Genomic DNA, 19,804 nt, shown 5'->3' on the forward strand with positions numbered 1-19,804 from the left:
CATGTCGCGCGCCTGGCTGGTCGGCAACGCCTTGTGGCTGCAGGCTGGCTGGTGGGGTTGCGTGCTGGGCGCCCGGCATCCCTGGCTGCTGGCGGGGGTGGCAATCGGCCTGGCGGTGCATGTGGGCAGTTGCCGCAACCCGCGTGCGGAGGCCAGTGCGCTGTTGCGTGTGGGCGTGCTCGGTTGCCTGCTGGATGCCGGGTTAGGGGCGCTGGGGGTATTCGCATTCGCCCATGCACCTTTGCCCCTGTGGCTGGCCATGCTGTGGCTGGTGCTGGCCAGCGGGTTGCGCCACAGCCTGGCCTGGGCCCGGCAGCCCGCCTGGTATGGCGTGCTGCTAGGGTTGCTCGGCGGGCCGTTGGCCTACGTTACTGGCGCACCGCTGGCGGGCGTCGAGCTTCCCTTGGGGGCTTGGGCCACCGCCTTGCTGCTGGCGCCGATCTGGGCGCTGTGGTTACCCCTTTGTCTGCGCGTTGCCGCTGGCAAGCCATGATCGCGTGAAGTGGTAGGCCTTGCTCAGGCGCTCTGTGCCTTGCAGCTGCACCGATGGCGTTTCCACACTCACCAGCACATCAGCGGGCAGCGCGGCCATCACCTGCGCCAGGGCCAGTTGCCCGTGGCCTGGCAGCAGGCGCCCCTCCCGCGCCTCCTGCACGATCAACGCCTCGGGCGGCGCCTGCACAGGGGCATCGCACAATTGAACGGCGCGTAGGTAGCGCGGCTCAACCTGGGCGATGGCCGTCGCATCGCCCCCGGAGCGAAACAGGTGCAGCGTATCGACCAGTACACCGCTATTGCCCTGCCCGGCCGCCTTCAGCACGGCGACCGCCTGCTGCAGGTTCGCCACCGGCCGCCAACGCATGAACTCAAGGTCTACCCGCAGTGCGTAGCGTTCGGCCAGTTGGCACATCGCGGCGAAGTTGTCTGCCAGCCGCGAGCAATCCGGGTCATCCCCAGATACTGTGAGGCTGACGGCCCCCAGTTGTGCGCCCGCCGCCAGCAGTGGCTCGTACTGGGCAACCACCACCTCCGGTGTCAGGGAAACGAATTCGATGTCGTTGACGCCCACCCCCTCGCCATCCATCACCGCCAGCAGCTCGCGCAGCTGGGCGCTGGCAGGCGGCAGCGGGTAGGCAACCGCCCCCGGCATCACCGGGTGCAGCCGCAAGCCCACCGAAGCGAACCCCGCACGCCCGGCCTCGCGCACCAAGGTCACGGGCGCGAGGTCCAGAGCGGTGAGGTGAGCAACCCCCAGGCTGGTCAATAGGTCGCCCTCCCACCGCTCAGGTCGAACACGAACCCGGTGGTGAAACTGCATTCTGGCCCGGCGATCCAGGTCACCATGTTGGCCACTTCCTCGGCCTTGAGGAACCGCCCCATGGGGATCTTGGCCTTGCTCGCGGCGATGTGTTCGGGGGTCATTTCCGCCATCAGCGGCGTCTCGACCATGGCCGGCGCCACGCAATTGAGCAGCACGCCATCCTGTGCCAGCTCCTTGGCGGCGGCCTTGGTGAAGGCAATAACACCCGCCTTGGCGGCCGAGTAGGCCGAGATGTACTGCACACCGTCCTTGCCGGCCATGGAGGCGATGTTGACGATCCGCCCGTAACCCCGGGCACGCATGTGCGGGATGGCGGTGCGGCAGCAATAGAACACGCTGTTGAGGTCGATGGCGATGACCTTGTCCCAGGCCTCTGCCGGGTACTCCCACGACGGCACCACCGGCCCGTTGATGCCAGCGTTGTTGACCAGAATGTCGACCCTACCGGTGTGCTCTACCACATCGGCGAACGCCGCCTCCACCGCTGGCAACGAGGACACGTCCACGGCCTGGCGCAACACCGGCTCGAAACCGCTTTCGGCGCCGTCCCAGCCGTCGACCCGCAGGTCCCAGATCACCACCTGGGCACCTTCGGCGTGCAGCCGCCGGGCAATGGCAAGGCCAATGCCACGCATGCCGCCGGTCACGATTGCAGTCTGTCCTTGAAGGGATTGGCTCATTGTTTGGCTCCATTTTCGACACAGGGGATTTGCGGCAGGCGACGCAGGTCGCGCACCATGAACAGGTAGCACAGCGCACCGAGCGCGGTGATGCAGGACACGAACGCCAGGGCCCAGACGAACGAGCCGGTGGTCGAGACGATGATGCCGATGGTCAACGGAGTGACAATGCCGGCAGCGTTGGCGAACAGGTTGAACAGCCCCCCGCTCAGGCCCAGCAGCCCTTTGGGCGCGATGTCGGAAACGATCATCCAGGCCAGCGCCGACATGCCTTGGGCAAAGTAGGCAATGCACAGGATGGCGATCACCAGCGCATCGGACTCCACATAGTTGGCCAGGACGATGATCGATGCCGTTAGCAGGCCTGCGATCACCGGTAACTTGCGGGCGACATTCAGCGAGTAGCCACGGCGCAGCAAGGCGTCGGACAACCAGCCACCGACCAGGGTACCCACCGAAGCGGCAATGAACGGCAGCACCGCGACCCAGCCGACCTTGAGCCAGGGCATGTGCCGCTCGGTCACCAGGTAGGTCGGGAACCAGGTCAGGAAGAACACGTTGGTCGAGTTGCAGGCGAACTGCCCCAGGCAGATGCCGAGCATGTTGCGGTGCTTGAGCAGCGCCGGAATCTGCGACCAGCGAAACACCGTGGCCTTCTGTCCGCCATCGACCACGCCGCCACCCTGCGCGATGTAATCGAGTTCGGCCTGGTTGGCGCTGCTCGACTGGTGTGGCTCGTGGTATTTGCGCCACCAGACCAGGCCATACAGAATGCCCATCAGGCCAACGGCCATCAGCAGAAAGCGCCAGCCGTAGGCATGCAGCACCCAGAACAGCAACGGTGTGAGAAACGCCAGCCCGACATACTCGGCGAAGGTATAGATACCGGTCGCCCGGGCCCGTTCGCTTTGCGGGAACCAGGTGGCGACCACGCGGCTGTTGGTGGGGAAGCACGGGGCTTCGGTCACGCCCACCAGAAAACGCAGGCCCAGCAGCGACAGGAAACTGTGGGCAAGGCCTTGCAGGCCGGTGAACAGCGACCACAGCGTCAGCGCCAGCCAGTAGGTGAGCTTGGTGCCCAGTCGGTCGATCAGAATGCCGCCGGGAATCTGCGCGGCGGCGTAGGTCCAGGAAAACGCCGAGAAGATCACGCCCATCATCGCCGCGTTCAAGCCAATGTCGGCACTGATGCTGGGCGCGGCGATACCCATCACGCTGCGGTCAAGGTAGTTGATCATGGTGCCGCCGGATATCAGCGCCAGGATCATGAAGCGGGTACGCGTCCTTTGCTGCACGCGCGCAGGGGTGTCGAACACACCCAAGCCGATGTTGTGCTCAGTGTTCATGACGTTGCTCTCTTGTTATTGGAATGGCATCGCGGGTATCAGGCAAAGCCGAACAAGCGCCTGGGGGTGTCCCACATGATCTGGCGGCGCTGACCGGGGTCAGGCATCAGGCGTTCGGCGAGTTTCAGCAAAGGGCCATAGTCGACGCGCGAGCGCTGGCGAATGAAGGGCCAGTCCGACCCCCACACGCAGGCGTGCGCACCGAAGGCCTCGATCAAGGCCTGTACGTATGCGGCGCTTTGCTCAAGCAGTGCGTGCGGCGCGGCGAACTTCTGCATGCCCGAAAGCTTGACGCTCACTCGGCCTGACCCCGCCAGCCGCAGCAGCGCCTGAAAGCCTGGCTGTTGCAGGCCTGCAGCGACATCCGGGCGGCCGCAGTGGTCGATCAGCAAGCGCGTGGGCATGCGCAACAGCAGCGTTTGGATGTCCAGCAGTTGGTCTTCGCACACCTGGATCTGGGCGAACAGGTCAAGCTCGGCGAGCTTGCCGAACAAGCCTTCGCTGCCCTCGAGGCAGCCCACCCCATACAGCGCCGGGTTGAACGCAACCCCGACCACGCCCTGCTCCTTCAATGCAGCGAGCTGGCCCAGGCTGATATCAGCCTCGACCACCGCCACACCCTTGAACCGCCCCTGCCCCCGCGCCAGCGCATCGAGCAGGCAGCGGTTGTCGGTGTGGTAGCCGCTGTTGGGCCCGACCAGCAAGGCGTGCTGCACACCATAGGCGTCCATCACCTGGGAGAACTGCTCCAGGGTGGCGACTTCCTGGCCTGAAGGGGCATAAGGCGCGTCCGGGTGGTAGGGAAACCGCTCGGGGTCAAACAAATGGTTATGGCAATCGATCTTCGGTTCGTCAAAGATGTTCACACGCAGCTCCCGGCAGGCGCCGCTGCGCCTGCATGCAGATCTTGTTATTGTTCGCCGGTAGGGCGACCGGATAAGCACGAAGATACTGTGCGTCTGCTTTGGGCGCTCATACACAGATGGCAGAAACCATAACCAAAGGTAATACCCATGTTCCCCGGCCAGGAAAGCCCCGAATCCAGCGCGATGGTGTTCAAACTGCGGCATATGGAGGTGTTTCGCGCGGTGATGCTGACCGGTTCGATCAGTGCCGCGGCGAAAATGCTGTACGTGTCCCAGCCCGCCGTGAGCAAGCTGATCCACTACATCGAGGGGCGCCTGGCGTATCGCCTGTTCGAGCGCATCAACAACCGCCTGGTCCCCACTGTTGAGGCGAACATCCTGTTCCGCGAAGTCGAACGGGTGTACCAGGCGGCGCTGCAGGTCAACGAATGTGCGCTGTCACTGGCCTCGGGCAGCCAGCGCAACTTGCGTATTTCGTGCAGCGCCTCGTTGTCGACGGTGGTGATTCCCAGGGCACTGGCCCAACTCAAACGCGAGTCGCCATCGCTGACCATCGAGTGGCAGACCTCGTTGATGAACGAAATGCCCAACCAGATCCTGTCGAAAAAAGTCGACCTGTCGATTGCAGCGCTGCCGGTGATGCACGACCACCTGGTGTCCCAGGCGTTCATGCGCGGGCGCATGGTCGCGGTGATGCCTGCCGACCACCCCCTGGCCCAGGAACCATCGCTGGCCCTGCATCAATTGCAGGGGCACGCGCTGCTGCTGTTCAGGCCCGACATGCCGTTTGGCCGGTTGCTGGCCGAGGAAATTCGGCGCCGGGGGCTGCAGCTTGAGTCGTTGCTGTCCTTCACCAATGCCAACGAAGCCGTGGCGCTGGTCAAGCAAGGCATGGGCCTGACACTGATCGACGAGTTCGTGGCGCAGGACAGCGGGCTGAAGGTGGTGCCGCTGGCAGAGGAAATTCACTTCGATATCAGTTTCGTCTACTCGCGCTTCGAGCCACCGTCTCAGGCGTCACTGCACTTGATGCGGGTGCTGCATGCCCAGGCGTTGAAACTTGGGCGGGCCATTGCCGGGTTCGAGCTGCCGCAGGCTTGAACCTCAAGTTGCCTGACTGTGCGGCTCGTCATTCTCCCGCAGACGTGCGAGCAGGCGCTGGGCGTTTTCCTCACAGCTGATGTCTACCGGCTTACCCTCTATGCCTGCAATCAACGCCAGCAGGTGCGTGCGGCTTTGCGCAAGACGCGCTTGCATCGCTTCAATTTCCACCACTTTGCCCTTGAGGCTGGCCAACAAACGCTCATGGCGGTTGGCCCCGCCGGTGGGTTCCAGGGTCAGTGCGCGCATCTCTTCCAGGCTGAAGCCTGCCTGCTGCCCGCAGGTAATCACCTCCAGCCGCTGCACGGCATCTTCGGGGTAGTCGCGGTAACCGTTGCCCAGGCGCCGGGCCTCGATCAGGCCGCTGGCTTCATAAAAGCGGATGCGTGATGCACTCAGGCCCGTGCGACGGGCCAGTTCACCAATTTTCATCGGGGGTGCGATTCCTCTATTGACCTTAAGGTTTACTTTAACCTTAGGCTTCAGCGCAACACAGCCCCGCCGCGCAGTAACCGATGCACGGCACCCTGAACGGAGCGCATCATGACCCCTTTCCAGCCGTTGCAACTGCCTAACGGCAGCCTCATACCCAACCGCATCGCCAAAGCCGCCATGGAAGAAAACCTCGCCAACCAGGACCAGACGCCGTCCGACCAGTTGCTGCGCCTGTACCAGGCCTGGGCCGAGGGCGGTGCCGGCCTGTTGCTGACCGGCAACGTGATGGTCGACCCGCGGGCCATGACCGGCCCGGGCGGTGTGATGCTCGATGACAGCCAGCAACTGCAGCGCTTCAGCCAGTGGGCGCGCGTCGGCCGAGCCCATGGCGCGCAGTTCTGGATGCAGATCAACCACCCCGGACGCCAGATGCAGGCCAACCTCGGGCAGCCCACCGTGGCGCCTTCGGCGGTTGCGCTAGAGATGGGCGGGTTGTCGAAGCTATTTGCCCTGCCCAAGGCACTGGACGAAAGCGAGATCGCCGAGATCATTCAGCGCTTCGCCCGCACCGCGGCACTGGCCGAACAGGCCGGCTTCAGCGGGGTACAGATTCATGCTGCGCATGGCTACCTGCTCAGCCAGTTTCTCTCGCCGTTGAGCAACCAGCGCAAGGACCGCTGGGGCGGCAGCCTGGAAAACCGCGCGCGACTGTTGCTGGAGGTGGTCAAGGCCGTGCGGGTTGCAGTGTCACCGAGCTTTGCGGTGGCCGTGAAACTGAACTCGGCAGACTTTCAGCGCGGCGGTTTCGAGCCGGCCGATGCGCGTCAGGTGGTGCTGTGGCTCAACGAGCTGGCAGTGGACCTGGTCGAGTTGTCGGGCGGAAGCTATGAAGCCCCGGCCATGCAGGGCGATGCCCGGGACGGCCGGACACTGGCGCGCGAAGCCTACTTCCTGGAGTTCGCCCGCGAAATTGCCGCGATTGCCCGCATGCCGGTGATGGTGACCGGTGGCATTCGCCGTTTGCCGGTTGTCGAGCAGGTTCTGGCAAGTGGTGTCGCCATGGCGGGTATCGCCACCGCGCTGGCAGTCGACCCGGCCCTGCCACGGCGCTGGCAGAACGGCGAGTCAGCGGCCACCGCCGAGTTGCCACCGATACGCTGGAAGCGCAAGGCGATGGCTGCGCTCGCGTATATGTCGCTGGTGAAGCTGCAGATGCGCAGGCTCGCCAGTGGCAACCGGCCCAAGCCGGATGCCTCGCCGCTGCGGGCACTGTTGCTGGAACAGTGGTCCACCCTGCGTAGAACCCGGCGTTATCGGCAGATGATGGGTAGCCGAGCGGGACAAGCGTATTGATTGGGTGGTGCCTTCAAGACATGCATAGTGCCTGAAGGAGAAAAACCAATGCGCAATCGGCCTCAATGGCTTTGCTGTGCTGGTACCGGCCTCATCGCCGGCAAGCCGGCTCCTACAGGAGCTGCAGTGATCTCAAGATCGTCGCAGCCCATGTGGGAGCCGGCTTGCCGGCGATACAGGCAACACGGTGCCTGGCTGCAAAGCAGCCTGGAACAGCCGGTCAGCGGTCGTTCTTGGAGGACGAGCCAACCGCGTTGCTCAAGCCCTTGCTGTTGTGATCGCCCGGAGTGGTGCGCGACACAGCGGTCGACTTGGCCAGGCCACGGGTATCCTTGGAGTGGGCAACGCCGGACGTGGCGGTGCCATGCCCACGGTCGTTATTGCGGGTGCTGCCGTAGTGATTTCCGCTTACGCCATGGTCGCGACTGGCCTTGCCCGCATGGTCACCGGACAAACCCTTGCCGTTGCCATTGCCGCTGCCACCCGAACCGGCACCGTGGCCACCGCCGTTGCCACCGCCGCCACCGTGGCCACCACCACCGCCATGACCGCCACCACCGCCACCGCCACCGCCACCACCTTTGGCGTAGGCCGAACCAATCGGTGAAACATCAGCCGGTAACAACGCCGCACTCCCAAGTGCAAAGGCACAGGCAAACACGGCTACCAAGGTTTTTTTCATTATGTGTACGCCTCCAAAGGCGAGGTGGGATCGCCTTCAGACTCGCGAACAATGATTTAGTTTTCCGCCAGCCGACGAAATGCAGCGCGCCAAACACAGCCGCACTGACTTTCGACCAGACCGCGTGTTGGCTAAGCTGTCGCAGACCCTTCCGTGCTCAAGGAAAAGCCGAGATGCTCAAACAGAAAACCCTGTTATCGACCGCCCTCAGCCTGCTGCTGATTGGTGCAAGCCCCGCACTGCTCGCCGACCCAGGCAAAGGCCATGACAAAGGGGGCCAACATGGCAATTCGGGGCATCAGGGCGGCAGCAATGACTGGCACGGTGGCCCTTCAATCGATGTCGGCGGCGTGCGCATCATTCTCGACGACAACCGCAAATACTGGAGCGCTGGCACCGCACTGCCACCGGGCATCCAGAAGAACCTGGCACGCGGTAAACCCTTGCCGCCAGGCATTGCCAAGAAACTCGATGGCCGTCTGCTGGGCCGCCTACCCCACTACGACGGCTATGAATGGCAACAGGCGGGCACCGACCTGCTGCTGGTGACCTTGGCCACGGGGGTGATCTACGAAGTGCTGCACAACGTGCTGGACTGACGCGCAAACGCAAAAAGCGCAGTGCATTTCATCGGAGAATGCACTGCGCTTGGGCTTGCTCAGGGCGTGCCTGTTACCAGCGCATCCCTTTGAACGGGTTCCAACCTTGTTCGCCCTTGCGCTCTTTCAGGTAGTAGGCGTAGTTGGTCGATAGGGCATAAAGCAAGTTAACCACCATACCGAAGCCGGCATCGACCGGCTTTGGCGTTTCCATACCGGCCAGGCCGAACAGAATATCGACCACCATGGACGCCAGAATAATGATACCCAACAACGCCAGGTTCTTTTTCCACAGCCCCAGTACGAACAGATAAATAGGGCCGAAGAAGAACGCAATGAAGTTGCCATTGACCAAAATCTTCTTCTTGAATGGCAACTGCTTCAACGCTTCTTTGTAAGTCGGTGCATTGGGTGCGCCGTGCGCATCAAAGAACGCAAAGCGTTCCTGCCATTTAGCACTGTAGGTGGCGACGTCTTGGGTTTGTTCTGTAACGCTCATGAATAGCTCCTTGTAGCCTTTGCAGGCCGAGGCTTATAAAGTCTTCCCTGTATGCTGGATAATGCCTAAACGCCATTACTCAGCGAAACTTGCCAGATCAAAAACGTGAACAGCATCACATACTTACAGCAAGTTTAAATAAGGCCACACCAGTGACTATCGACCACTGTGCGTGCGCGCGGCGCGCATTCTGACATCGGTTTCAACTCGACACAATATTTAATATGAACTAATGACCCCGACGCTTGCATATCCTACTTATTAGCTACAACTTTTGTCCCGGCGCCAGCTCACCGTCGCACCCACCCTTCACCGACAAAAAACCGTCTACGCTTGCTCTAGCCTTGAATCTGGCGTTGAAATCCTGAGCAGGTATCGAAATGGACAGCAATCACAAGGCCGGCTTGGCCAACCTCTTCCGCCCGCGGTCCCATGCGCTTGCCCTGGAGCAACGCATTCTGTTCGACGGTGCAGCCGCGGTGGCTGTAGATCAACAACACAGTGATACCAGCAGCGGCGAGGCCAAGGACAGCAGCCACCCCGCGCCCACCGCCAGCGAGGCCCGCACAGCAGCGCCCACCGGTGCATCACGCAACCTGGTGGTGGTCGATGCCCGCGTGGAAAACCGCGACCAGCTGCTGGCCAACCTGCCGGTGGGCACCACCGCGCTGGTGGTGGATGCCGGCCAGGACGCCATCGCCGCCATCAGCAATGCCCTGGCGCACCTGGGCAAGGTGGACTCGATCCAGGTGTTTTCCCACGGCGCCTCCGGCCAGTTCACCCTGGGCAACCAGGTGTTCACGGCGCAGACGGTCGACCAGTTGGGTGACCGCCTGAGTGCCTGGCAAGGCGAACTCAATGCTGGCGCGGACATTCAGCTGTATGGCTGCGATGTCGGCGCAGGCACTGCTGGCCAGGCCCTGGTCAATGAACTGGCCCGCTACACCGGTGCCGACGTCGGCGCATCGAGCAATGCCACCGGCAGCACGCTGGCCGGGGGCGACTGGCGTCTGGAGGTGAGCAGCGGCGAAGTGGACAAGTCCATCGCCCTGGCCGCTTCGACCCTGGACCGCTTCCAGGGCCTGCTGGCCAATGCCAGCCCCACCGCCAGCCTGAGCAGTGGTGGCGCAACGGTGCCGATCGGTGAGCAGTTCAACTTCACCGTCAGCTTCACCAACCCTTCGACTCAGGAAGGCTACGCCCCCTACATCGACCTGTTCATGCCAGCCACCGGGCGGGACGGCAACGATGGCGCCTTATTCGTCTCTGCCACCTACCTCGGGCAGGCAGTGAACGCTGTGGTGCTCACCTTCGATGCCAGCGGCAATGCCACCCACCCCTTCGCCAAGGATGCCAGCGGCAAAGCCCTGGTGATCAACGCCACCAGTGTCGGCATGAAGCCCGGCGACCAGATGGTGGTGCTGCAGCTGCCTTATGCCAGTGTCACCAGCGGCCAACCGAGCATCGACATCCAGATCAGCGCACGCCTGAGCAACCTGGCCGACACCACCTACTCCGATGGTGCACCCAACCTCACCATCAACACCCGCGCCGGTTTCGAGTACGGCAACGACTCGCTGAACAACCCGGCGCAAGACCCGAGCCTGGTCGAATCGGCGCTGCACAGTTTCATCGTCACACCGACGCTGTTGAAGGTCACGCAAACGGTCAACATGCCCGAAGGCGAGACAGTCACCGGCCCGAACTACACCCGCACCCAGACCGTCACCGTGACCCCGGCCCCCGGGCAGACGCTGACCAATGTGACGGTCACCCAGACCGTGCCCGACCAAGTGCATGTCAGCGCCATCACCCCAGGCGCCGGGGGCACCCTGACCTCGGTGACCCTGCACGATGGCACGGTGCTGACCAACCCGGCCGCCATCGCTGCGGCACTGGCCAACCCGGATGCCTTCATCAGCAGCTACAGTATCCATTACGACACCCTCAGCGCCGCCAGCAATACCCAGGTCAGCTTCTACGTACCCGAGATCGACGCCAATGGCCGGCCAGTGATCGACCCGGCCACCGGCAACCCGGTCACCATCAGTTTCGGCACCGCCACCGTGACCGGCGACTGGAACCCGCTGGACCCACGCGATCGCCCGACCGACCCGGATGGCTACCCGTTCAGCGAAACCGGCAACGGCCAGGGCATCACCTTCGTGGCCAAGTCCATCACCCTGCTCAAACAGGTGAACCTGCAAAACGACGTGGGCACCCCTGGGCTGACGCCCGGCGACACCCTGCGCTACATCATGGACGTGGCGATTTCCGACTTCTTCGCCTTCGGCGAGAACATCCTCGAGCAAGGGCGCTTCACCGTCACCGACCTGCTCAGCGATGGCCAGACGTTCAGCCTGGGCAACCCGCCGACCATGGTCATCCAGGCCAATGGCGTGTCCCAGAGCATTGCCTTGATCTACACCCAAACGGCCAACGCCGACGGCAGCACCACGCTGGTGTTTGACATCGCCGAGTCCATCCGCCGGGCCACTTCAGGCGCTGGCGTCTCGGCCTTGTTCGGCGACCTGTACGGCAACGACACGCAACAAAACGGCGCCACCCGTTTGAGCATCGTCTACGACGCGGTGATCGACACCACCTATACCACCGACCATCCGCCCCACGACCAGCTCAACGAAGGCGACAGCATCGGCAACAATGCCACGGTGGCCGCCACCGTGTTGCGGGATCCTCTCAACCTCGGCAGCCAGCAAACCGACGGTTCGAGTACCACCAGCACCATCGACACGTCCAACGTCGACATCGAGCTGACCCGGGTCAATGGAACCAACCCGCCCGCCAATGGCGAGCTGCGCCCCGGCGATGTGGTGACGTTCACCATTTCCTACGACCTGCTGGTCGCCGACTACGAGAACTTCACCCTCACCGCCTACCTGCCACTGCCGCTGCTCAATGCCAGTGGCATTACCTGGAGCAACGGCACAGGCATCGGCCAATGGAGCCTGGGCAGTGGCAACACCATTGGCGATGTGCCCGACAGCGTCACCACCGGGCCCGGCAACTCCATCGTGTTCAACTTCGGCAACTTCGTCTCCAATGGCCTCAATGGCGGCACCGTGCAAGTGCAGTTCACCATGGTGGTGGGTGACCAGCCGTTCGCCGACCAGCGCGCACTTGACGTGTTGGCGCAGTCGAGCCAGACCACCACGGTGGACAAGACCGTGCTCACCTCTTCGGACGTGGCGGTGATCGAGTCGGTCGCAGAGCCTGTGCTGGACATCAAGCACGGCGTGGTATCGAGCAGCAACGGCACGGTCACCGGCACCACCGGCACCTGGACCGCGCCGGGCACCAGCGGCAGACCGTTCAGCGGCAGCGTCACCAGCCTTGCGGCGGTGGACGGCAATGTCAGCGGCATCGACGGCGCCGACCGCCTGCGCCTGGCCACGGCGCTGAAGAACAGCGGCGGCGGCGGCGCCTACGACGTCAGCACCAGCATCACCCTGCCCGCCGGCCTGTCCTTCGCCGGCGGCAGCCTGACAGCGGCCAACCTGCAGATCTACCGCGGTGACGGCACCCTGCTGGTACGGGGCACCGACTACAGCGTCAGCGGCAACACCATCACCTTCCTCGACGCCAATGGCCAGGCCACCTTGCTGGCCGGCCGCAGCGGCACGGCCAACGACCTGTCCGGTGCCAACGTGGTGGTGATCACCTATGACGTCACGGTAAGCAATTCCATCCTGGCCTCCCGCACCTTGCAAAGCAGCGCAGCGCTGACCCACTACGCCAGCGTCAACGGTGGCCAGGACTTCACCCCCACCGACCTGGTGGAAACCGCCAACCAGCAAATTGCCGCCCCCACCATCACCAAGACCTACAAAAACGGCAGCCTGAGCAACGACGATTCCAGTGCCGCGCACACCAGCGGCAGCAACCTGGTGATCGGCGAAAGCATGACTTACGACATCGTGGTCACCCTGCCCGAAGGCTCCACCGCCAGCTTGCGCATCAACGACCTGATTCCCCCAGGCCTGCGCCTGGACCCACGGTTCAACGGCAACCTGGGTTACCAGATCATCACCACCACCGCAGGCAGCGCGGCGTTGGCGGCGAACTTCAACGGCAGCCTCAGCGTCAACCCACTCACACCCAACGGGGCCGACGGCGCCGACCTGATGCTGGTGTTCAGCAGCGCCGGGGCCACGGCCGACAACGTCGTCGGCAACAACAGCTTCGTGATTCGCCTGGTTCTGGTGGCCAGCAACGTCACCGGCAACCAGCAAGGCACCACGCTCAACAATGGCGCACAGCTGGTCTACAGCGACCCGGACGGCAATACCCCCAATGGCGCCACGGCGCTGGACCGCACCGTCAACAGCGGCCAGCAGCCCAGCGTGACCATCGTCGAACCGACGCTCACGGTGACCCAGCAGATCACCTCGACCCCGGTGTTCGGCGGCTATGAAGATGGCGACGTGGTCGACTTCGAGATCGTCATCAGCAATACCTCGGGTACCGATGCATTCGACATCAGCCTGCTCGACGGCCTGCCCACCGAACTGAGCAACATAACACTCCGGAATGTGATCAACAGCGGTGGTGCAAGCTCGAACGGTACTGCGGACTTCACCATCCAGAACGGCCAACTGACCAGCATCAGCGGGGCCAACATCGACATCGCCAACGGTGGCAGCATCGTCCTGCAGCTCAGAGGCACCGTGAATGCGAGTGCAGCCGGTGAAGCGGCGTTCCCCAATGCCGTGGATGTGCGCTGGACCAGCCTCAACGGCAGCAACAGCACGGTCGATACAACCAATGGCGAGCGCAGTGGCGCCGACGGCGTGCTCAACAGTGGCGTTTTGAATGACTATCGCGTCACATCGCTGCTGGTGTTCCCGGTCAGCAATGGCGTGCGTATCTCTCGGGTCGGTGGCGTTGCCGACACCGCACCGGCCACCAACAGCAGTGGCGGCACCGACACCAGTGGCGTCAGCGAAAACGTGGTGATCGGCGAAATCGTGCGTTATCGCGTCGCGGTGCTGGTGCCCACCGGCGACAACCCCGACTACCAGATTCGCATCGAGCTTGCCGCAGGCCTGGAGTTCATTCCCGCCAGCCTCAATAAAATTCTCATCGCCTTCGTCTCCAACACCGCCTCGGGGCTGACCACCGATGCGAGCAACCTGATCAGCAGCGGCACCTTGAGCATGCAGGGCAACGAGTTGAGCGACGTGGCCCTGGGCATTCGACCGGACCTGTCCGGGGCGGTGCCAACCGGGGTCTTCGACATCAACAACGGGCGCCTGGTGATCACCACCAACGCCGACGGTAGCCAGACCGTGACGTTCAGCCTCGGCAACGTGACCAACAACGAAATCAACGACCCCGACATCGAAGGCGTGGTGCTGGAGTTCAACGTACGGGTCAGCAACGTTGCCAGCAATCAGGCCGGTACCAACCTGGGGGTTTCCGCCCACGAGCATGTCGGTATCAATGGCGGCGTGGACCGTGGCAAGAGCGACACGCTGTTCGAGCGCGTGGTCGAGCCGAACTTCACCAAGCCGGACAAAACCGTCATCGACGTGACACCAGGCGCCGGAACAACCAACGCCACGGTATCGGTGAGCTTCACGCAGAATGGCGACATACCAGCCTACAACACCCACCTGACCGACCAGTTTCCCAATGGCAGCAACTATCAGATACAAAGCATCCTGCTCAACGGCACGGCGCTGAACCTGAACAGCTTGCCTGCCGGCGTCACGTTTACCCACGGCACGTCGATTACTGTCGACTTCGCCCGGCTGGCCCCCACCGACAAGGTGCAGGTGATCTACACCGTCACCGTGCCCAATGTCACCATCGCCGACAATGCCGCCAGCTCCGCCGTGCTGACCTGGACCAGCCTGCCCACCAACTTCGAAACCAACGGCTGGGGCGGTTCGGTGCCCGGCAGCGCTGGTGCAGCCACGGGTGAGCGCACGGGCCAGGATGGTGCCAGTGGCTTGAATAACTACATCCTCAGCGACGGCGCTGGCATGGGGGTGATCCAGGGCACACTGTGGGATGACACCAAATCGGCCAACAGCAGCATCACACCCGACGGCCCCGGGCTGAATGGCATCGCGGTCAACCTCACCTGGGCAGGCGCCGATGGCCTGTTCGGCACGGCCGATGACAGGACGTTCAGCACCGTGACCGCCAGCGGCGGCCAGTATCAGTTCGCCCTGCTGCCCTCGGGCAGCTACCTGGTCGTGGTGGCCCAGGACCACCAGGTCGCCGCCAACAATCGCTTCCACATTCGCATCGATACCGACACCGGCACCACGTCCGCCGGCCTTGGCAGTATCAACCTGTCCCTGGGCGAAGGCTCCACGGGAACGGCCAACGCCGGCTACGTGCATCTGAACGAGGCACCGGTCAATACCGTTGCCAACCAGCAAGGCCAGGAAGATACCGTGCTGCACATCACCGGCCTGGGCGTCAGCGATGTGGACGTCAACGCCGGCAACGCCAATGGCGTCATGAGCATTACCCTGACGGTGGTGCATGGCGTGATCTGGCAAACCGCTACGGCCCCTGGCGCCAACGCCACGCCACCGGCCGGTGCTGGCCGCAGCCTGGTGCTCACCGGCACGCTGCAGCAACTCAATGCCCTGCTCGGCCAGCTGTATTACAAGGGCGACCAGGACTTCAACACCGCCAAACAGCCAGAAACCCTGACCATGGTCACCAACGACCAGGGCAACTTCGGCGACAAGCCCGTCAACGGCGATGGCATTCCGGGGCAGAACCCCAGCGATGCGCTGACCGACACCGATGTCATGAACATCGTCCTCACCCCGGTCAACGATGCCCCGGTCGCCCACAACGACCAGGCCATCGCGGTTGAAGCGGGTGGCTTCAACAATGCCGACCCCGGCGTGAACCCCACGGGCAATGTGCTGAGCAACGATGTGGATGTGGACATCGCGACCAACGACGATGTGCTCACCGTCACCCGAGTCGCCAGCAGCGTCAGCCCGGGTGGCGTCACGGTTCTCGCCAATGGCGTCACCGTCGTGCAGGGCACGTACGGCACCTTGTTCATCACTGCCACCGGCGGCTTCCGCTACGTGGTCGACAACGACAACCCGGCCGTCCAGGCGCTGCGTACCGCAGGCAATTTCGTCAGTGATGTGTTCGTGTACAACATCGTCGACAGCGGCGGCCTGACCAGCAGTGCGCAGTTGCTGGTCAATACCCACGGTGCCAACGACACGCCCGTGGCCAGGGGTGACACCGGTACCGCCATCGAGGCCGGTGGCACCAACAACGGCACACCCGGGCGGGATGCCACCGGCAATGTGCTGACCAACGATACCGACGTGGACTCGGTGGCGCTGGGCGAAACCAAGCAGGTCAACTCGGTGCGTTACGACGGGCCCGGCGGCGGCAGAATTCTCCCGGTCGCCAGCGGCCAGGCGGCCAACGTGCAGGCTGCATACGGCGCACTCACCATCAATGCCGATGGCAGTTACCGCTATGTGGTCAACAACAGTAACGCCGCCGTTCAGGCGCTTTCCCCGGGCGACACCCTGGTCGAGCAGTTCACCTACCAGATGAACGATGCCGGTGGCCTGAACTCGGTGACTGTGCTGGTCATCACCATCCAGGGCGCCAACGATGCACCGGTTGCCGTGGACGATCGCGGCAGCGCCACCGCTGGCGCCAGTGACGGCAGCCCGGCCCCGGTCAACGCTACGGGCAATGTCATCACCGGCAACGGCGGCATAGGTGCTGACACCGACGTCGATAATGCCGACCACCCCACCGCCACCCAGCTGAAAGTCGACGGTGTACGCAGCGGCCTGGAGGCCAGCGGTGGCACGCTCAGCCCGGTGACCAGTGGCGTGCCGGCCTCCATCGTCGGTACCGTCGCCCGCCTGGCCGACAATCGCCTGATCAGTGGCAACTTTGGCCAGCTGACCCTCAACGCCGACGGCACCTACACCTTCGTGGTCAACAGCGCCGACCCGGCCATCCGTGCGCTGAGCGCCGGGCAAAGCCTGAACGTGATCTTCACCTACCGAGTCCACGACAGCGGCGGGCTCAGCGACCAGGCCCAGCTGGTGATCACCGTCACCGGGGTCAATGACCCACCCGTGGTCAACCCGGTGACCGTCGATGCCATCGAGGCAGGCGGCCTGAACAATGCCGTGCCGGGCCTGAACCCCAGTGGCAGCATCCGTTCGGCCTACAGCGACCCGGATGGCGATACCCTGACCATCACTGGCGTGATCAGCCCGGGCGGAACCGCCGGCACCGTCGGCCAGAGCCTGGCAGGCAACTACGGCAGCCTGGTGCTCGACGCCCAGGGTAACTATCGCTATGTGGTCAACAACAGCAACAGCGCGGTACAGGCGTTGCGCACCGACGCCGACCGGCTTACCGAGGTGTTCCAGTACAGCGTCAGCGATGGCAACGGCAAGACTGTCACCACCAGCTTCACCGTGGTCATCCACGGCCGCAACGACACCCCCATCGCAGTCAGTGACAGTGCCACTGCGATCGAGGCCGGCGGCGCCAACAATGGCACGCCCGGCCAGGCCGGCAGCGGCAATGCACTGACCAACGACCGCGACGTCGACGCCGGCGACAGCAAGAGCGTCGATGGCATCTACCTGGGCACCCTCGCCGCCGGCGGCACCTTCATCCAGGTCAATGCAGGCGCCACCGTGGTTGCGGGCACCTACGGCACCCTGCGCATCACGGCCAACGGCAACTATGTCTATACCGTCAACGACAGCCTGGCGGCCGTACAGGCACTCAAGGCCGGCGAGCGCCTGAGCGAAACCTTCAGCTACCGCATGCACGACACAGCGGGCGCCAGCTCCCAGGCGCAGATCCTGATCACCATCGAGGGCCGCTACGACACCCCGGTGGCACACGACGATTTCGCCTATGCCGTGGCCGTGGACGACGACGGCAACGGCGGGCGCAACCCCACCGGTAACGTGCTGACCAACGACACCGACGTGGATGCCAATGACACCAAGACAGTCACCGCCGTGGGCGTGGGCGCCGAAAGCAGCAACCCGCTTTTGGACCCGGTCACCGGCAGCAGGACCGTCACCACCAACTACGGCACCTTGACCCTCAATGCCGATGGCAGCTACCGCTTCGTGGTCAACTCCAACGACCCCGACATCATTGCCCTGGGGCCGTTGGGCTTCGTCATCCAGCGCTACACCTACCAGGTCACCGACGGCGGTGGGTTGAACGACACCGCCACCCTGACCATCTTCATTCGCGGCGAAAACCAGCCACCGGTCGCCGGCCCTGACCAGGCTCAAGCCATCGAAGCCGGCGGCCGCGACAATGCAGTCCCGGGAAGCAACCCCAGTGGCAACGTGATGGACAACGACAGCGACCCGGACAGCGTCAACATCCTGTTCCCGGAAACCCTGGAAGTGCTGGCGTTCTGGAGCGGCAACGGCCCGCTGCCGAACGATGCGAGCCAGGTCGGACAGACCTTGCGCGGCCAGTACGGCGACCTTACCTTGAACCAGGACGGCACCTGGAGCTATGTGCTGGACAACAGCCTGGCGGCGGTACAGGCCCTGCGCATCAGTGGCCAGACCCTGGTCGACAACTTCACCTACCTGCTGTCCGACCTGTGGGGCGGCACCGCCAACGGCTCGCTGAGCATCACCATCGATGGCCGCAACGACTTCCCCTTGGCCCACGACGACAGCGCCACCGCAGTCGAAGCCGGCGGCGTCAACAATGGCACAGCCGGGGTCGACCCCAGCGGCAATGTGCTGGACAACGACACCGACGTCGATGGCGCGCAGTACGGCGAAACCAAGACGGTGGTGCAATACACCGGCGAGAACGGCCGCAGCGCAAGCGCCGGCCAGCTGCTTCAGGGGCTTTACGGCACGCTGCTGATCAAGGCTGATGGCAGCTACCTGTATCGGGTCGACAACGACAACCCCACCGTGCAGGCCATGCGCAGCGCCGGCGAAACCTTGAAGGAAGTGTTCACCTACCGCATGCGCGACACCGCTGGCGTCACCTCGGATGCGCGCCTGACCATCACCATTGAAGGCGCCAACGACAACCCGGTGGCCCGCGACGACAGCAACACCGCCAGCGACCAGGTACCAGCGCCGCACACCAGTGGCAACGTGCTACCCAACGACAGCGATGTGGACGGTGGCGACGGGCTGAGCGTAACCGGCGTGCGCACCGGCCAGGAAAACACTGGCGGCACTGCCGGCGTCATCGGCCAACCCATCGCCGGGCGCTATGGCACCCTGGTGCTCAATGCCGACGGCAGCTACACCTACACCATCGACCTGAGCAACCCCGAGGTGCTCGCCGCTGCAGGACTGGGGCAAGTGCTTCAGGACCATTTCACCTACACCATCAGCGACCTGGCCGGCGCCACCGACCAGGCCTTGCTGACCATCACACTGGATATTTCCAGCCCTTACATTCCACCAGGCCCTTACCTCGACCGCGACGGCAACAACGCCTACAACGGCGCACCGCTGCCCAACGTCACCCCGGCGATTTTCGTGGCGCCGGTTGTCGAGCGCGTCGACCAGACCCTGACCCTGTCGGCGTGGAGTGCCGACGGCAGCAACATGCACCTGTTCGCCACGCCGGAAATCCAAAGCCAGTCGCTCGGCAGCCAGCTCGGCCAGATCACCGGCCAGTTCGTGGCCCATGCGGTAGAAGAAAGCCAGCGCGGCAGTGCGCAAGACAAGAACTGGGTCGACGGGCGCCACGGCGTCATCACCCTGACGGCCGACGGGTTGCTGCCAGACCCGTCGCTGTGGGCACCGCTACCTGGCGACATGGTGCCCACCGATGAAGTACCCCCGCAGGCGGCAAAGGGCTTCCGTGCGCAACTGCGCGAAGCCGCCCAGCGACGCGGCAGCAACACCCCATGAAGCCGATGC

General features: G+C 63.8%; 11 protein-coding genes and 1 pseudogene. 5 read left to right on the forward strand and 7 right to left on the reverse strand.

Features of this window, described 5'->3' with window-relative positions; genetic code table 11:
- The first annotated feature begins 1 nt into the window (after position 1).
- Positions 2-493 (forward strand): DUF2878 domain-containing protein, encoded by a 492-nt coding sequence (locus PspTeo4_RS09070; protein ID WP_322363335.1) that lies wholly within the window; start codon positions 2-4, stop codon positions 491-493.
- Here PspTeo4_RS09070 and PspTeo4_RS09075 read toward each other — a convergent pair.
- From PspTeo4_RS09075 to PspTeo4_RS09090, 4 genes are read right to left on the reverse strand one after another with little or no spacing between them, the layout of a single operon-like run.
- On the reverse strand, positions 455-1,264 hold the full coding sequence (locus PspTeo4_RS09075; protein WP_322363337.1) for a sugar phosphate isomerase/epimerase: 810 nt from the start codon (positions 1,262-1,264) through the stop codon (positions 455-457). The genes PspTeo4_RS09070 and PspTeo4_RS09075 overlap by 39 nt on opposite strands.
- Positions 1,261-2,001, reverse strand: a complete 741-nt coding sequence (locus PspTeo4_RS09080; protein ID WP_322363338.1) for an SDR family NAD(P)-dependent oxidoreductase — start codon at positions 1,999-2,001, stop codon at positions 1,261-1,263. The genes PspTeo4_RS09075 and PspTeo4_RS09080 overlap by 4 nt, the downstream gene beginning before the upstream one ends.
- Positions 1,998-3,347, reverse strand: a complete 1,350-nt coding sequence (locus PspTeo4_RS09085; RefSeq protein ID WP_322363339.1) for an MFS transporter — start codon at positions 3,345-3,347, stop codon at positions 1,998-2,000. The genes PspTeo4_RS09080 and PspTeo4_RS09085 overlap by 4 nt, the downstream gene beginning before the upstream one ends.
- 38 nt (positions 3,348-3,385) lie before the next feature.
- Positions 3,386-4,213 (reverse strand): amidohydrolase family protein, encoded by an 828-nt coding sequence (locus PspTeo4_RS09090; RefSeq protein ID WP_322363340.1) that lies wholly within the window; start codon positions 4,211-4,213, stop codon positions 3,386-3,388.
- Positions 4,214-4,360: 147 nt separating this feature from the next.
- On the opposite strand from PspTeo4_RS09090, the gene PspTeo4_RS09095 reads away from it, so the two are divergent.
- Positions 4,361-5,314, forward strand: a complete 954-nt coding sequence (locus PspTeo4_RS09095; protein WP_322363341.1) for a LysR family transcriptional regulator — start codon at positions 4,361-4,363, stop codon at positions 5,312-5,314.
- A gap of 3 nt (positions 5,315-5,317) precedes the next feature.
- Here PspTeo4_RS09095 and PspTeo4_RS09100 read toward each other — a convergent pair whose 3' ends face one another.
- A complete protein-coding gene (locus PspTeo4_RS09100; RefSeq protein ID WP_322363342.1) occupies positions 5,318-5,746 on the reverse strand; it encodes a MerR family transcriptional regulator in 429 nt (142 codons plus the stop codon).
- A gap of 111 nt (positions 5,747-5,857) precedes the next feature.
- On the opposite strand from PspTeo4_RS09100, the gene PspTeo4_RS09105 reads away from it, so the two are divergent.
- Complete coding sequence (locus tag PspTeo4_RS09105) at positions 5,858-7,102, forward strand: NADH:flavin oxidoreductase/NADH oxidase family protein (protein ID WP_322363343.1); 1,245 nt, start codon at positions 5,858-5,860, stop codon at positions 7,100-7,102.
- Between the two features lie 496 nt (positions 7,103-7,598).
- On the opposite strand, the pseudogene PspTeo4_RS29835 reads toward PspTeo4_RS09105, so the two are convergent.
- Positions 7,599-7,724 (reverse strand): annotated as a pseudogene (locus tag PspTeo4_RS29835) (hypothetical protein); the annotation flags it as partial.
- Between the two features lie 233 nt (positions 7,725-7,957).
- On the opposite strand from PspTeo4_RS29835, the gene PspTeo4_RS09115 reads away from it, so the two are divergent.
- Positions 7,958-8,383 (forward strand): anti-virulence regulator CigR family protein, encoded by a 426-nt coding sequence (locus tag PspTeo4_RS09115; protein ID WP_322363345.1) that lies wholly within the window; start codon positions 7,958-7,960, stop codon positions 8,381-8,383.
- Positions 8,384-8,456: 73 nt separating this feature from the next.
- On the opposite strand, the gene PspTeo4_RS09120 is transcribed toward PspTeo4_RS09115, so the two are convergent.
- On the reverse strand, positions 8,457-8,882 hold the full coding sequence (locus PspTeo4_RS09120) for a DUF2628 domain-containing protein (RefSeq protein ID WP_322363347.1): 426 nt from the start codon (positions 8,880-8,882) through the stop codon (positions 8,457-8,459).
- Positions 8,883-9,262: 380 nt separating this feature from the next.
- On the opposite strand from PspTeo4_RS09120, the gene PspTeo4_RS09125 reads away from it, so the two are divergent.
- Positions 9,263-19,795 carry a VCBS domain-containing protein gene (locus tag PspTeo4_RS09125; protein ID WP_322363348.1) on the forward strand — a complete coding sequence of 3,511 codons (10,533 nt, stop codon included), beginning with the start codon at positions 9,263-9,265 and terminating at the stop codon, positions 19,793-19,795.
- Positions 19,796-19,804: the final 9 nt, after the last annotated feature.

It is taken from the genome of Pseudomonas sp. Teo4 (genome assembly GCF_034387475.1).
GTDB lineage: Bacteria > Pseudomonadota > Gammaproteobacteria > Pseudomonadales > Pseudomonadaceae > Aquipseudomonas.